The organism is Pseudomonas orientalis, from assembly GCF_001439815.1.
Taxonomy (GTDB): domain Bacteria; phylum Pseudomonadota; class Gammaproteobacteria; order Pseudomonadales; family Pseudomonadaceae; genus Aquipseudomonas; species Aquipseudomonas orientalis.
The window spans coordinates 263,756-276,679 of record NZ_JYLM01000006.1 but is presented as its reverse complement, the minus strand read 5'-3'; the positions used below and the strand labels follow the sequence as shown (position 1 = coordinate 276,679).

Annotated in this window: 13 protein-coding genes; 3 read left to right on the top strand and 10 right to left on the bottom strand. The window is 60.5% G+C overall.

Going from position 1 to position 12,924, the window contains the following annotated elements:
• Positions 1 to 17 precede the first annotated feature (17 nt).
• Genes ubiB through ubiE form a run of 3 tightly spaced genes read right to left on the bottom strand, consistent with a single transcriptional unit; the run spans position 18 to position 3,012 of the window.
• Positions 18 to 1,622 carry a ubiquinone biosynthesis regulatory protein kinase UbiB gene (ubiB, locus tag TU82_RS16915; RefSeq protein ID WP_057724441.1) on the bottom strand — a complete coding sequence of 535 codons (1,605 nt, stop codon included), beginning with the start codon at positions 1,620 to 1,622 and terminating at the stop codon, positions 18 to 20.
• Entirely contained in the window at positions 1,619 to 2,242 is a 624-nt protein-coding gene (locus TU82_RS16910) for a ubiquinone biosynthesis accessory factor UbiJ (protein WP_057724440.1), read from the bottom strand. Before TU82_RS16910 ends, ubiB begins: the two co-directional genes overlap by 4 nt.
• The gene (gene ubiE, locus TU82_RS16905) at positions 2,242 to 3,012 is read right to left on the bottom strand and encodes a bifunctional demethylmenaquinone methyltransferase/2-methoxy-6-polyprenyl-1,4-benzoquinol methylase UbiE (RefSeq protein ID WP_003171186.1); all 771 of its coding nucleotides are present in this window, start codon (positions 3,010 to 3,012) and stop codon (positions 2,242 to 2,244) included. The genes TU82_RS16910 and ubiE overlap by 1 nt, the downstream gene beginning before the upstream one ends.
• A gap of 144 nt (positions 3,013 to 3,156) precedes the next feature.
• On the opposite strand from ubiE, the gene TU82_RS16900 reads away from it, so the two are divergent.
• From TU82_RS16900 to TU82_RS16890, 3 genes are all read left to right on the top strand, one after another.
• Positions 3,157 to 3,432: a polyhydroxyalkanoic acid system family protein gene (locus tag TU82_RS16900; protein ID WP_057724439.1), complete on the top strand. Its 276-nt coding sequence runs from the start codon at positions 3,157 to 3,159 to the stop codon at positions 3,430 to 3,432.
• A 104-nt stretch (positions 3,433 to 3,536) separates the two neighbouring features.
• The gene (locus TU82_RS16895) at positions 3,537 to 3,959 is read left to right on the top strand and encodes a phasin family protein (RefSeq protein ID WP_057724438.1); all 423 of its coding nucleotides are present in this window, start codon (positions 3,537 to 3,539) and stop codon (positions 3,957 to 3,959) included.
• A gap of 12 nt (positions 3,960 to 3,971) precedes the next feature.
• A complete protein-coding gene (locus TU82_RS16890) occupies positions 3,972 to 4,880 on the top strand; it encodes a phasin family protein (protein ID WP_057724437.1) in 909 nt (302 codons plus the stop codon).
• Positions 4,881 to 4,975: 95 nt separating this feature from the next.
• Here TU82_RS16890 and TU82_RS16885 read toward each other — a convergent pair whose 3' ends face one another.
• The 7 genes from TU82_RS16885 to hslV all read right to left on the bottom strand — a co-directional run bounded on the left by TU82_RS16885 (position 4,976) and on the right by hslV (position 12,746).
• The gene (locus tag TU82_RS16885; protein WP_057724436.1) at positions 4,976 to 5,596 is read right to left on the bottom strand and encodes a TetR/AcrR family transcriptional regulator; all 621 of its coding nucleotides are present in this window, start codon (positions 5,594 to 5,596) and stop codon (positions 4,976 to 4,978) included.
• Positions 5,597 to 5,623: 27 nt separating this feature from the next.
• The gene (phaC, locus tag TU82_RS16880; protein ID WP_057724435.1) at positions 5,624 to 7,306 is read right to left on the bottom strand and encodes a class II poly(R)-hydroxyalkanoic acid synthase; all 1,683 of its coding nucleotides are present in this window, start codon (positions 7,304 to 7,306) and stop codon (positions 5,624 to 5,626) included.
• 89 nt (positions 7,307 to 7,395) lie between these two features.
• Positions 7,396 to 8,241, bottom strand: coding sequence for a poly(3-hydroxyalkanoate) depolymerase (phaZ, locus tag TU82_RS16875; RefSeq protein ID WP_057724434.1), 846 nt, complete (start codon positions 8,239 to 8,241; stop codon positions 7,396 to 7,398).
• Between the two features lie 147 nt (positions 8,242 to 8,388).
• Positions 8,389 to 10,068 (bottom strand): class II poly(R)-hydroxyalkanoic acid synthase, encoded by a 1,680-nt coding sequence (gene phaC, locus TU82_RS16870; protein ID WP_057724433.1) that lies wholly within the window; start codon positions 10,066 to 10,068, stop codon positions 8,389 to 8,391.
• 247 nt (positions 10,069 to 10,315) lie between these two features.
• The gene (locus TU82_RS16865) at positions 10,316 to 10,693 is read right to left on the bottom strand and encodes a gamma-butyrobetaine hydroxylase family protein (protein WP_057724432.1); all 378 of its coding nucleotides are present in this window, start codon (positions 10,691 to 10,693) and stop codon (positions 10,316 to 10,318) included.
• 147 nt (positions 10,694 to 10,840) lie between these two features.
• Positions 10,841 to 12,178: an ATP-dependent protease ATPase subunit HslU gene (gene hslU / locus TU82_RS16860; protein WP_057724431.1), complete on the bottom strand. Its 1,338-nt coding sequence runs from the start codon at positions 12,176 to 12,178 to the stop codon at positions 10,841 to 10,843.
• Between the two features lie 37 nt (positions 12,179 to 12,215).
• Positions 12,216 to 12,746 carry an ATP-dependent protease subunit HslV gene (gene hslV / locus TU82_RS16855; protein WP_003171209.1) on the bottom strand — a complete coding sequence of 177 codons (531 nt, stop codon included), beginning with the start codon at positions 12,744 to 12,746 and terminating at the stop codon, positions 12,216 to 12,218.
• Between the last annotated feature and the right edge of the window lie 178 nt (positions 12,747 to 12,924).

Below are 12,924 nucleotides of genomic sequence, written 5' to 3'. Positions count from 1 at the left end.
GTGTATAACCGGATGGGTTATCGACGCACGATCAGATAAACGCCCACGGCGACCATGATCGCGGCCGGCCAGTAGCTCAGTTGATTCAACGGTCCGCCAATCGCCAGCATGACCCCGCCCACCAGGTGTGCGGCGCCGAGCAGGCGCAGGAACCAGTCGTCCTTGCGCTTGCGCCATGGCGGCTCAGGGTCCTTGGCGTGGGGCTGGGACATGCGCTCGAGCAGGTCGCGGGTCATATTGGCCAGGTGCGGCAGCTGCTCCATCTGACTGTGCAGGTTGCCGAGCATGGTCTTCGGGCTCATCCGCTCACGCATCCAGCGTTCCAGGAACGGCTGCGCGGTGTTCCACAGATCGAGGTCCGGGTACAGCTGGCGACCCAGGCCTTCGATGTTGAGCAGGGTTTTTTGCAGCAGCACCAACTGCGGCTGCACTTCCATATTGAAGCGCCGTGCCGTCTGGAACAGGCGCATCAGCACCTGACCGAAGGAAATATCTTTTAACGGTTTTTCAAAGATCGGCTCGCACACGGTGCGGATCGCCGCTTCGAATTCATTCAGCTTGGTTTCCGCCGGTACCCAACCCGAGTCAATGTGCAACTGCGCCACGCGGCGATAGTCACGCTTGAAAAAGGCGAACAGGTTACGCGCCAGGTAATCCTGGTCTTCCGGCGTGAGGCTGCCGACGATGCCGCAGTCGATCGCAATGTACTGCGGGCTCCACGGGTTGACGGTGCTGACGAAGATATTGCCCGGGTGCATGTCGGCGTGGAAGAAACTGTCGCGGAACACCTGGGTGAAGAAAATCTCCACGCCGCGTTCGGCGAGCATCTTCATGTCGGTACGCTGGTCGGCCAGTGTGGCGAGGTCGGTGACCTGCACGCCGTAGATGCGCTCCATTACCAGCACTTTGGGGCGGCACCAGTCCCAGTACACTTGTGGCACGTACAGCAGTTGCGAGCCTTCGAAGTTGCGGCGCAGCTGGCTGGCGTTGGCCGCTTCGCGCAGCAGGTCGAGTTCGTCGTAGATGGTTTTTTCGTAGTCGGCCACTACATCCACCGGATGCAGCAGGCGCGCGTCGGCAGAGAAACGCTCGGCGGCGCGGGCCAGGATGAACAGCCACGCCAGGTCCTGGCCGATGATCGGCTTGAGGCCCGGGCGGATGACTTTCACCACCACTTCTTCGCCGCTCTTGAGCTGCGCGGCATGCACTTGCGCGACCGAGGCCGAAGCCAGCGGCTCGACATCGAAGCGGCTGAACACCTCGCTGATTTTCCTGCCCAACTGCTCTTCGATGAGTTTCATCGACAACTGCGAATCGAACGGCGGCACGCGGTCCTGCAGCAGCATCAGCTCATCGGCGATGTCTTCGGGCAACAAGTCGCGGCGCGTCGACAAGATCTGCCCGAACTTGATAAAGATCGGCCCCAGGTCCTGTAACGCCAGGCGCAGGCAGGCCCCTCGGCTCAGCTCCAGTTTTCTGCGCGGCAACCAGCGCCACGGCAGCACATAACGCACTGCCAGCAGGAACCAGGGCAGGGGCAGGGCAAACAGCAGGTCATCGAGGCGGTAGCGGATTACGACGCGCTGGATACGAAACAAACGGCGGACGGCGAGCAGCTTCATGCGTTATCGCTTGGATCAAGGGAACGGCTCAGGCGCTCGAAGCGGGCCTCGAGGCGTTCCAGGTCGATTTTGGCCTCGTCGAGCTCACGAAAGCGCGCTTGCGCTTCTCGTTGCCCGACCAGGGTGCGCGATTCTTCGCTCAGGTATTCGGCGAGGTTCTGGTTGAGGCTGGCGAACCCTTGCTGGTACCAGCGCGAACGGCTGCGCAGGTGCCCACTGAGCAGCTGGGTGGCGACGGGGCCGATCCAGCGCGAGAGTTCGAATTCCCAGTCCAGGTCCAGGTCCTGCAACACGGCGGCCAGGTCCATCAGCACCGCGCTGTCGCCTTCCAGCGCCACTTCGGGGCTGTGCAGGATAGCGGTCTTGTTGCGGCTCAACGCCAGGTGCAACAGGTTGTAGGCCGGCGCACGCAAGGTGCAGTCGGCCTCGGCGGCCCATTGCGTGGCGAGCAACAGGCCTTCATCGCTGGGCAGGATAAACAGCTGCAAGGCGGGGCTGCGGCAATCGACGGCGATGACTTTGCCGGTCAGGTGCGCAAGCCGCGCCAGGGCGGTGCTGTCCAGGCGCAAAACACGGTTGAGTCCGTGTTCGACGCTGGCGACAAGGCCTGCGAGCAGCATCAGGGCTTGATGCCGCGGTGCAGGGCAACGATGCCCGAGGTCATGTTGTGGTAGGTCACGCGGTCGAAACCGGCCTCCACCATCATGGACTTCAGGGTTTCCTGGTCGGGGTGCATGCGGATCGATTCGGCCAGGTAGCGATAGCTCTCGGCATCATTGGTGATCAGCTTGCCCATCAACGGCATGAAGGCAAACGAATAGGTGTCGTACACCTTGGACATCAGCGCGTTGGTCGGCTTGGAGAATTCCAGCACCAGCAGGCGGCCACCCGGCTTGAGCACGCGCAGCATCGAGCGGATCGCGTCCTCCTTGTGGGTGACGTTGCGCAGGCCGAAGGCGATGGTCACGCAATCGAAGTGGTTGTCCGGGAACGGCAGTTTTTCCGCATCGGCCTGAACGAATTCGATATTGCCGGCCACGCCCTTGTCGAGCAGGCGGTCGCGACCAACCTTGAGCATCGAGCCGTTGATATCGGCCAGTACCACCTGGCCGGTCGGCCCCACCAGCTTGGAAAACTTGGCCGCCAGGTCGCCCGTGCCACCGGCGATGTCCAGCACGCGGTTGCCGGTGCGTACGCCCGACAGTTCGATGGTAAAACGCTTCCACAGGCGGTGCATGCCACCGGACAACACGTCGTTCATCAAGTCGTACTTGGCGGCTACGGAGTGGAACACCTCAGCGACTTTTTCCGCTTTCTGGCTTTCCGGGACGTTCTTGAAGCCGAAGTGAGTGGTGGGTTCGGCATCGCTGCCTTTGCGCTGATCAGTCATATCGCTGTCACCAAAAGAGAATGCGGGACATGATAATCCCCGGGGCCTGCTTTGTCTTGGCAAGGCTGAAGGTAAGATAGGTGCTTATCGAGACCTTTTGCCCCATGGAAGGTTTCCAAGCCTCTATAGAAAGGAGTCATTGCAATGGCCCGCATCACCGTTGAGCGTGAGCATTCCCTGGGTAAAGCAGGCGCACGGGCGAAAGCCGACACGCTGGCGCAGAAACTCAAGGATAAGTATGGCGTGGAGTCGTCGTGGTCCGGCGATACCTTGAATCTCAAGCGGTCGGGTGTTGAAGGCACGGTTCAGGTCTTTGATGATTCATTGCGTATTGATGTGAAGCTGGGCCTGTTGATGTCGGCCATGAGCGGCACCCTCAAGTCCGAAATCGAAAAAGCCCTGGATAAGGCGCTGGCCTGATTCGACGTTCTTAGGGTGCCGATTCTAATTTTTCACCCTACGTTGTGCCCAAGCCCCCAACTCCGGCGGGCGGTTCCTCCACCCGTTTCTATGTGAGGTGCACCATGGCCAACGTTATTTTGCAGAAAAAAATCGACAGTCAGGCCACCGCTCTGCATGAGGTTAAACGCTATGCCCGCAAGATCTGGCTGGCGGGTCTTGGTGCCTATGCCAAGGTCGGCAGCGAGGGTGGCGAATACTTCAAAGAGCTGGTTAAGAGCGGTCAACATATTGAAAGTAAAAGCAAAAAAGTTGCCATTGAACAACTTGATGCCGCCAACAGTCAGATTGACCAAGTAAGGAGTAACGTCTCCAGCATCGGCCACCGAGTTGAAGTTCAACTGGATAAAGTTGAAAAAGCTTTTGACTCACGTGTTGCAAGTGCCTTGAATCGAATCGGCATTGCGTCTAAACATGACGTGGAGACACTCTCTGCTAAGCTCGAAGAGCTGACGGCATTGCTCGAACGTGTCGCGCGTAAACACTAAGGAGACATCGGGATGGCTGTTAAAAAAACTACTCAGAAAGAAAGCAGCTCGTGGGTCGGGGAAGTTGAAAAATATTCCCGAAAGATCTGGCTTGCTGGTTTAGGCGTTTACTCGAAAGTGAGCAGTGACGGCGGCAAATACTTCGAGACGCTGGTCAAGGACGGTGAGAAGGCCGAGAAGTTGACCAAGAGCACTGTGGGTAAAAAAGTGGACGCGGCCAAGGCGAGCGCAGGTTCGGCCAAGTCGAGCATTTCCGACACCTGGAACAAGTTGGAAGAAACTTTCGACAAGCGCCTCAACAGTGCTATTTCGCGACTGGGCGTGCCGAGCAAGGCTGAGCTGAAAACGCTGCACAGCAAGGTCGATACGCTGACCAAGCAAATCGAAAAGCTCACAGGCGCCAAAGTGGCGCCAGCCAAGACTGCTGCGGCCAAGCCTGCAGCAAAACCGGCCGCCAAACCTGCGGCTAAAACCGCAGCGGCAAAACCGGCCGCGAAAGCTGCCGCCAAGCCTCTGGTTAAAGCGGCTGCCAAACCGGCTGCAAAATCTGCGGCCAAGGCGCCCGCCAAAGCTGCTGCAAAACCCGCCGCCAAGCCCGCAGCCAAAACCGCTGCGGCCAAACCGGCCACCAAGCCTGCCGCTAAGCCAGTGGCCGCTAAAGCCGCCGCAAAACCTGCGGCTAAATCGGCTGCCAAACCCGCCGCTGCGAAGTCAGCAGCCAAGCCTGCGGCAAAACCTGCAGCGGCTAAAAAGCCCGCGGTAGCGAAAAAGCCGGCAGCGCCAAAGACTGCTGCGTCGGCCAAGCCGGCAACAGCGGCAGCACCGGCCGCTTCGACAGCCAATTCGGTGTCCGCACCGTCGCACACGGCTGCTACCCCGACTGCAACGCCGGTAACGCCGACGCCATCCAGTCAGTCCTGATTTTTACAGGGCACAAAAACGCCCGGCCTGTGAAGGTCGGGCGTTTTTTATCACAGATCGTTCCCACGCTCCCGCGTGGGAACGATCAGTGGGCTTCAATCCAGGTCATCCAGGTATTTGAGTGCGAACTTCTCGGTCGCGTGCCGTGCCGGCAGCAGCAGATGCGGCGCCACCAACATCATGACCTGGTACACCACCACCCGCACCTCACCCTTGCGATCCAGGATTCGCTGGTAATCCAGGGAAAACAGCAGGGTCATGGTGATCTGCTCCACCAGTTGCCCCAACGCCTGGGTATCACTGACCAGTTGCCCCGCCGCCTTCAATCGCGCGAGCAAAGAAGCCAGTGTTCGCTTGAGCGCCGTGAGCAGGTTACGAATCCCCTTGGCCAGCTTCGGCAGACGCCCGGCCAGGTTCGACAGATCCTGGAACAGGAACCGGTAGTGGGCCATGCGCTCGACAATCAAATGCAGGAACAGCCAGTAGTCCTCGGCCTCCAGCTGCGCATCGGCAGGAGGGTCGAGCAGCGGCGCCAACTCGCCTTGAAAACGTTCGAACAGCCCCAGCACCAACGGCTCCTTGCCATGGAAGTGGTAGTAGAGGTTGCCGGGGCTGATCCCCATTTCATTGGCCACCTCCATGGTCGACACATTCGGTTCGCCCTTGTGGTTGAACAACTGCAGGGCACATTCAAGGATACGGTCGCGGGTCTTCATCCAGCCTTCTTAGTCTGATCGTTGAGCTCAGCGCACGCGCACGTAGGTGCCTGGCGCCGCTTCCATCGGTGGGTAGTTCTGGTTGCCCAGGGCGGTGAGGGTTTCGCGCTGCGCGCCCGAACGTTGCTGGACCCACTCCAGCCACTGCGGCCACCAGCTGCCTTCGACGTGACTGGCGTCGTAATACCAGGCGCGCGGGTCGCTGCTCAGCCTGGGATTCTCGACGTAATTGGCCTTGGGGTTGCCCGGCGGGTTGAGGATGCTCTGGATATGCCCGCTGTTGGATAGCACGAAGCGCCGCTCGCCGCCCAGCAGTTGGGTGGAACGGTACACCGCGTCCCACGGCGTGATGTGGTCGTTGATGCCGGCCACGCTGAAGCTGTCTATCGTGACCTTCTGCAAGTCGATGGGCGTACCGCACACCTCCAGGCCCCCCGGATGGCTCAGCGGGTTGTGCTTGAAAAAATCCAGCAGGTCGCCGTGCAGCGCGGCGGGCAGGCGCGTGTTGTCGTTGTTCCAGTACAGGATGTCGAAGGCGGGTGGTTCCTTGCCCAGCAGGTAGTTGTTGACCCAGTAGTTCCAGATCAGGTCATTGGGGCGCATCCAGGCGAACACCTTGGCCATGTCGCGACCGTCCAGCACACCTTGCTGGTAAGAACGGCGCTTGGCGGCTTCAAGGGTTTGTTCATCGGCGAACAACATGGCCGGGCCGTCGATCTGGCTGTCGAGCAAGCTCACCAGATAACTGGCACTGGCGATGCGCCGCAACTGGCGCTTGGCTTGCAGATGGCCTTGCAGCGCGGCGATGGTCAGGCCGCCGGCGCAGGCGCCCATCAGATTGACCTCGCGCGCGCCGGTGATCGCCCGGCAGGCGTTGAGGGCTTCCTCCAGCGCCGCCACGTAGGTGGACAGTCCCCATTCGCGATGCCGCACATCCGGGTTGCGCCAACTGACCATGAAGGTCTGCAGGCCGTTTTTCAGGGCGTACTGCACAAAGCTGTTGGCCGGGCTGAGATCGAAGATGTAGTACTTGTTGATTTGCGGCGGCACCACCAGCAAGGGCTTGGCGTATTGTTTTTCGCTCATGGGCCTGTACTGGATCAGCTCCAGCAGCTCGTTGCGAAACACCACCGAGCCCGGCGTGGTGGCAACGGTCTTGCCCACTTCGAAGGCATGCTTGCTGACCTGGCGCGGCAGGCCATTGTTGTGCAGCAGGTCTTCGAACAAATGGCTCACGCCACGCACCACACTGTTGCCGCCGGAATTGAGCAGCTCCTTGATCGCCAGCGGATTGAGCAGGGTGTTGGACGGCGAGACGGCGTCGTTGAGCAGGGCGAACGCGAACTGTGCGCGAGCACGGTCATCTGCGCTGAGGGTGCTGTCATCGATCCAGTTGCGCGTGTGTCTTTGCCAGCTCAAATAGGCTTGCAGACTGCGCCGGTACAGCGGGTTGAGCGTCCAGGTGGGGTCTTTGAAGCGGCTGTCGTTGGGGTTGGGCTCATGCACCGTGTCCCCCAGCAACACGCGGCCCAGTTGGCCGCCCAGGGCCAGGGCGTGGCGGGCGGTGTGCATCGGGTTGCGCAGGCCATGGGCCGCGACGGTACGCAGGGTCGACAGCAGGTCTCGGCCGCGCAGGCCGGTGATCGCGTTTTGCGCGTTGATGAACGCAGCGGGGGTGGGCGCCGGGTTCTTCACGGGTCTGTCTCGCATGAGCCAACACTCCTTCGTCAAGCCATCAAGAGGCACGCCAATTCAGAACCATAGTCGGTTCCTGGCAAGTTGCGCGGCGGTGTGGTCCTTCACACCGCCGGTCGCGGATGTATCACGGCGCGCAGACGCTCCTCTTCAAGAAACTTCATGATGATGGGCGCCACGGCTTCGGCCCGGGTGATCAGGAATAAATGGCCATCGTCGATGATATGCAACTGCGCATTGGGGATGCGCCAGGCGAGCATGCGCATGTTGATCAGCGGAATCAGCGGGTCGTCGTCCCCGGCCAATACCAGGGTCGGCTGGCGGATCTTGTGCAGCCAGTGGATGCTGGTCCAGCCCAGCCCCGCGAACAGTTGCCAGTAATAACCCAGCTTGCCGGCCGAGCGCACTTTGCTGGCATGTTCGGCGGCCAGCTTGGGGTCGCGGCGGAACGAACCGCCGTAAATCATCGGCGCAATGCGCACCACATGGGAGGGCTGGATATAGCGCCGGGGGCTGGCCATCAGCCACAACACCTTGGGCTTGCCCGGCACCATAAAGGCTCCGGCAGCCGTGGCCGCCAGAATCAGCTTCTTGCAGCGTTCCGGGTAGTCATAGGCGAACTGCTGCGCCAGCGCGCCACCCCAGGACACCCCCACCGCGTTCACCTGGCCATAGTCCAGGTAGTCGAGCATGCGCGCCGTCAGCTTGGCCAGGCCGGGGAAGCGATAGGGCCGGTTGGGCGTGGAGGAACCGCCCACGCCTGGCACATCGAAGGCGATCACTTCCAGGTCCGGGTCCAGGGCGTGGACGAACGGAAACACCAGCTCCAGGTTGGCGCCGATGCCGTTGAAGATCAGCAGCGGGGTCAAGTGCGGCTTGCCCGGTCGTACCGCCGTGCGGATGGCCTGGCCATCCAGGTCGATGGTGCGGAAGATGAACGGTTGCGGCATGCTCAAGCCCTGTGAAGTGTTACAGGAGAAATGCGGTCAAAATGTGGGAGGGGGCTTGCCCCCGATGGCGGTGTTTCAGTCATTACATCTTTAACTGACACACCGCTATCGGGGGCAAGCCCCCTCCCACATTGACTGCATTTCAATTTAGCGTTCGTGTACATAGGTGCCTGGTGCAGCTTCCGCCGCTGCGTACGTCTTGTTACCCAGGCTTGTAGGGGCTTTTTTCAACTTACCCGCCCGCTCCGCCTGCCATGCCTGCCAGTGCAGCCACCACGAGTCGGTGTGCTTGGTCGCGTTTTCCTGCCATTGCAGCGCGGTGCCCGCCAGGCCGTCACTGGTCTGGTAACGCGACTTGGGGTTGCCCGGCGGGTTGAGGATGCTCTGGATATGCCCGCTGCTGGACAGCACGAACTCCACCTTGCCGCCAAATAATTGCGCCGACTTGTAGCAGGACTGCCAGGGTGTGATGTGGTCGTTGGTGCCGGCCAGTGCATAGATATCGGCGGTGACCTGTTTGAGGTCGATGGGCGTGCCGCACACTTCCAGGGCGTTGGCGCGCACCAGCGGGTTGTTCTTGAACAGTTCGATCAGGTCGCCATGGAAGGCGGCCGGCAGGCGCGTGGTGTCGTTGTTCCAGAACAGGATGTCGAACACCGGCGGCTCATTGCCCAGCAGGTAGTTGTTGACCCAGTAATTCCAGATCAGGTCGTTGGGCCGCATCCACGCAAACACCTTGGCCATGTCACGGCCTTCCAGTACGCCGGCCTGATAGGAATGGCGCTTCGCCGCTTCGAGGGTCTGTTCATCGACGAACAATGCCACCTGGGTGTCCAGCGTGGTGTCCAGCACACTCACCAGCAGCGTCAGGGCGTTGACCTTTTTCTCCCCCAGCGCGGCGTAATGGCCCAGCAGGGCGGTGCAGGTGATGCCGCCGGAGCAGGCGCCCAGCATGTTCACGTCCTTGCTGCCGGTAATCGCCGTGATCACATCGACCGCTTCCTTGAGCGCCTCGATATAGGTCGACAGGCCCCACTCGCGCTGGGCCTTGGTCGGGTTGCGCCAGCTGACGATAAAGGTCTGCTGCCCATTGCGCAGGCAGAAGCGCGCCAGGCTCTTATCCGGGCTCAGGTCGAAGACATAGAATTTGTTGATCTGCGGCGGCACCACCAGCAGCGGGCGTTCGTGCACCTGCTCGGTGATGGGCCTGTACTGGATCAGCTCCAGCACATCGTTGCGAAATACCACCGCGCCTTCGGTGATACCCAGGCTCTTGCCCACTTCAAAGGCACCCATGTTGACCTGGCTTGGCATACCGCCGTTGTGCACCATGTCCTTGGCCAGGTGGGACAGGCCATCGAGCAGGCTTTTGCCGCCGGTTTCAAAGAAGCGTTTGACCGCCGCCGGGTTGGCGGCGCTGTTGGTGGGCGCCATGGCTTCAGTCATCAGGTTGATCACGAAGTGGCCGCGACTGATGTCCTGTTCCGACAGATTGCTGTCGCCGATCCAGTCGTGCAGTTCCTTGCGCCACGCCAGGTAGGTTTGCAGGTAGCGCTTGTAGAGCGGGTTCTGGCTCCAGGCCGGGTCATGGAAGCGCCGGTCATCGCTCTCCGGCACCAGCACCGACTTGCCGAACATGACGTTCTTGAGCTCCACCCCGAAATGGGCGACGTGTTTGACGCTGTGCAACGGTTGCTTGATGGCTTGGGTCAGCACCATCTTCGCGGAGGCCAATAAATCCTTTTTGCGTAACGCGATGATCGGGTTCAGCCCCAGGGTGTTTTCCGAGGCCTGGCGTTTCAAGTCATCGTTATTCTTGTTACTCATCTACGACGCTCCATTGTCCGAAAGACGAGTACCGGCGATTGCTGCGCACCCATTTCGATACACGACACCAGCCTGGTACTGCGCTCGGGTGACCGTTGATACCGCATCGTCAAATGCAGGGAACTTGCCAGCTCCATTGGTTACCCGAGTTTAATTTTTTTCGCAAGCAGGCCAATCGTTGACCACGAGACAGGGCATTCAAACAGATGAAATTAGAAAATGCGCTCTAAAGAGCAAGACGCCTGGACTAGAGCATCAGCCGCACGACCGACTGGCTCGGGTCGCGGGTTTTTCCGGCCGCTTTGAGTTCGGCCAGGTAATCGACCCACAGCGCGTCCTGACGCACGGCCAGCTGATAAAGGTAGTCCCAGGTGAACAGTCCGCTGTCATGGCCGTCGTCGAAGGTCAATTTCAGTGCGTACTGGCCCGCCGGTTCCAGCTTGATCAATTTAACGTTGAGCTTGCCGAATTGCAGGATGGGTTTGCCGTGGCCCTGGACCTCGGCGGAAGGCGAATGCACGCGCAGGAATTCGGCGGGCAGTTGGTAGGTTTCGTCCGGCCCGTAGGTGAGGCCGAGGGTATTGGAGGTTTTATGCAGGTTTACGGCAGTAGGAAATTTCGACATTGGAGATAACCCTGAAGGAACCGGCTCAAAATGTGTGAGGGGGCTTGCCCCCGATAGCAGTGTGTCAGTCAGCCTATATCTGTCTGACAGACCGCCATCGGGGGCAAGCCCCCTCCCACATTGAAGCGAAGCAGCGCTGTATGAGGTCTACAGAATATAGCGCGACAAGTCTTCGTTCTGCGCCAATTCGCCCAGGTGGCTGTTGACGTAATCCGCGTCGATCTTGATCGCTTCGCCATTCTGCGCACCGGCCATGTCGCCGGCACTGAAGGACACTTCTTCCAGCAAGCGCTCCAGCAAGGTATGCAGACGACGCGCACCGATGTTCTCGGTCTTCTCGTTGACCTGCCAGGCAATCTCCGCCAGGCGCTTGATCCCGTCCGGCTGGAACTCGATGCCCAGGCCTTCGGTTTTCAGCAGTTCACGGTACTGCTCGGTAAGCGAGGCATGCGGCTCGCTGAGAATGCGCTCGAAGTCGCCCGGGGTCAGCGCCTTGAGTTCCACGCGGATCGGCAGGCGGCCTTGCAGCTCCGGTACCAGGTCGCTTGGCTTGCTCAGGTGGAAAGCACCGGAGGCAATAAACAGGATATGGTCGGTCTTGACCATACCCAGCTTGGTGTTCACGGTGCAGCCTTCGATCAGCGGCAGCAGGTCGCGCTGCACACCCTCACGGGACACATCGACGCCGCCGGAGTTGCCGCGCTTGGCCACCTTGTCGATCTCATCGATAAACACGATGCCGTGCTGCTCGACCGCTTCCAGGGCCTTGGCCTTGAGCTCTTCCTCATTGACCAGGCGTCCGGCTTCTTCGTCGCGCACCAGTTTCAGTGCTTCCTTCACCTTGAGCTTGCGGCTTTTCTTCTTGCCCTTGCCCATGTTGGCGAACAGGTTCTGCAGTTGGCTGGTCATTTCTTCCATGCCCGGCGGCGCGGAAATATCGACGCCCGACACTTCGGCCACTTCGATCTCGATTTCCTTGTCGTCAAGCTGGCCTTCACGCAGGCGCTTGCGGAACAGCTGACGGGTGTTGGAATCCGACGACGGTGCGGCGTCTTCGTTGAAGCCCATGCGGGCCGGTGGCAGCAGTGCGTCGAGGATGCGTTCTTCGGCGGCATCTTCGGCACGGTGGCTGACCTTGGTCACTTCCTGCTCGCGCAGCATTTTCAGCGCAGCGTCGGCCAGGTCACGGATGATCGACTCCACGTCGCGACCCACATAGCCGACTTCGGTGAACTTGGTGGCTTCAACCTTGATGAACGGGGCATTGGCCAGCTTGGCCAGGCGACGGGCGATTTCGGTTTTACCGACGCCGGTCGGGCCGATCATCAGTATGTTCTTGGGCGTTACTTCAACGCGCAGTTCTTCGGGCAGTTGCATCCGGCGCCAGCGGTTACGCAGCGCAATGGCAACGGCGCGCTTGGCATCGTCCTGGCCGATGATATGGCGATTGAGTTCATGGACGATTTCGCGGGGAGTCATGGACATAGTGTTTGGCGGCCTCAAGCGCAAATAAGCCAGCGGCTTACTCGGCGAGGTCCTGCTCCTCAATGGTCTGGTTGTGGTTGGTGAACACGCAGATATCGCCGGCGATACCCAGGGCGGTCTCGACGATTTCACGCGCCGACAGGTCGGTTTTCTTCAGCAGCGCGCTGGCCGCGGCTTGCGCATAGCCGCCACCGGAACCCATGGCGATCAGGCCATGTTCAGGTTCAACCACATCGCCGTTGCCGGTGATGATCAGGGACGCGTCTTTGTTGGCGACCGCCAGCATGGCTTCGAGGCGGCTGAGCGAGCGGTCTGTGCGCCATTCCTTGGCGAGTTCGACGGCGGCACGCACCAGATGGCCCTGGTGCTTTTCGAGCTGGCCTTCGAAACGCTCGAACAGGGTGAAGGCATCGGCGGTAGCGCCGGCGAAACCGGCGAGCACCTGGCCGTGGTACAGGCGACGCACTTTCTTGGCGTTGCCTTTCATCACGGTATTACCCAGGGAAACCTGGCCGTCGCCGCCCATGACGACTTTGCCGTGGCGACGTACTGAAACGATGGTGGTCAAGGGGAGAGTCTCCACGCAGCGGGGCGAAAATGCCCTGATGGAACTCATATGGGGGTGGCGGGGGGGATTTCAACCGTAGGACGGCAGGGCGGACGAGTGGCAGTTATAGGCCAGGCATGATCTTCAGACCGATGAAAATCAAATGTGGGAGGGGGCTTGCCCCCGATTGCGGGCTGTC

Bases quoted from the DNA above. Each gene is read 5' to 3' on its own strand.
- ubiE (WP_003171186.1), bottom strand. From the start codon at position 3,012: ATGACTGATCAGCGCAAAGGCAGCGATGCCGAACCCACCACTCACTTC.
- phaC (WP_057724433.1), bottom strand. From the start codon at position 10,068: ATGAGTAACAAGAATAACGATGACTTGAAACGCCAGGCCTCGGAAAAC.
- hslU (WP_057724431.1), bottom strand. From the start codon at position 12,178: ATGTCCATGACTCCCCGCGAAATCGTCCATGAACTCAATCGCCATATC.
- TU82_RS16890 (WP_057724437.1), top strand. From the start codon at position 3,972: ATGGCTGTTAAAAAAACTACTCAGAAAGAAAGCAGCTCGTGGGTCGGG.
- phaC (WP_057724435.1), bottom strand. From the start codon at position 7,306: ATGCGAGACAGACCCGTGAAGAACCCGGCGCCCACCCCCGCTGCGTTC.
- TU82_RS16885 (WP_057724436.1), bottom strand. From the start codon at position 5,596: ATGAAGACCCGCGACCGTATCCTTGAATGTGCCCTGCAGTTGTTCAAC.
- TU82_RS16910 (WP_057724440.1), bottom strand. From the start codon at position 2,242: ATGCTGCTCGCAGGCCTTGTCGCCAGCGTCGAACACGGACTCAACCGT.
- TU82_RS16895 (WP_057724438.1), top strand. From the start codon at position 3,537: ATGGCCAACGTTATTTTGCAGAAAAAAATCGACAGTCAGGCCACCGCT.
- TU82_RS16865 (WP_057724432.1), bottom strand. From the start codon at position 10,693: ATGTCGAAATTTCCTACTGCCGTAAACCTGCATAAAACCTCCAATACC.
- ubiB (WP_057724441.1), bottom strand. From the start codon at position 1,622: ATGAAGCTGCTCGCCGTCCGCCGTTTGTTTCGTATCCAGCGCGTCGTA.
- TU82_RS16900 (WP_057724439.1), top strand. From the start codon at position 3,157: ATGGCCCGCATCACCGTTGAGCGTGAGCATTCCCTGGGTAAAGCAGGC.
- phaZ (WP_057724434.1), bottom strand. From the start codon at position 8,241: ATGCCGCAACCGTTCATCTTCCGCACCATCGACCTGGATGGCCAGGCC.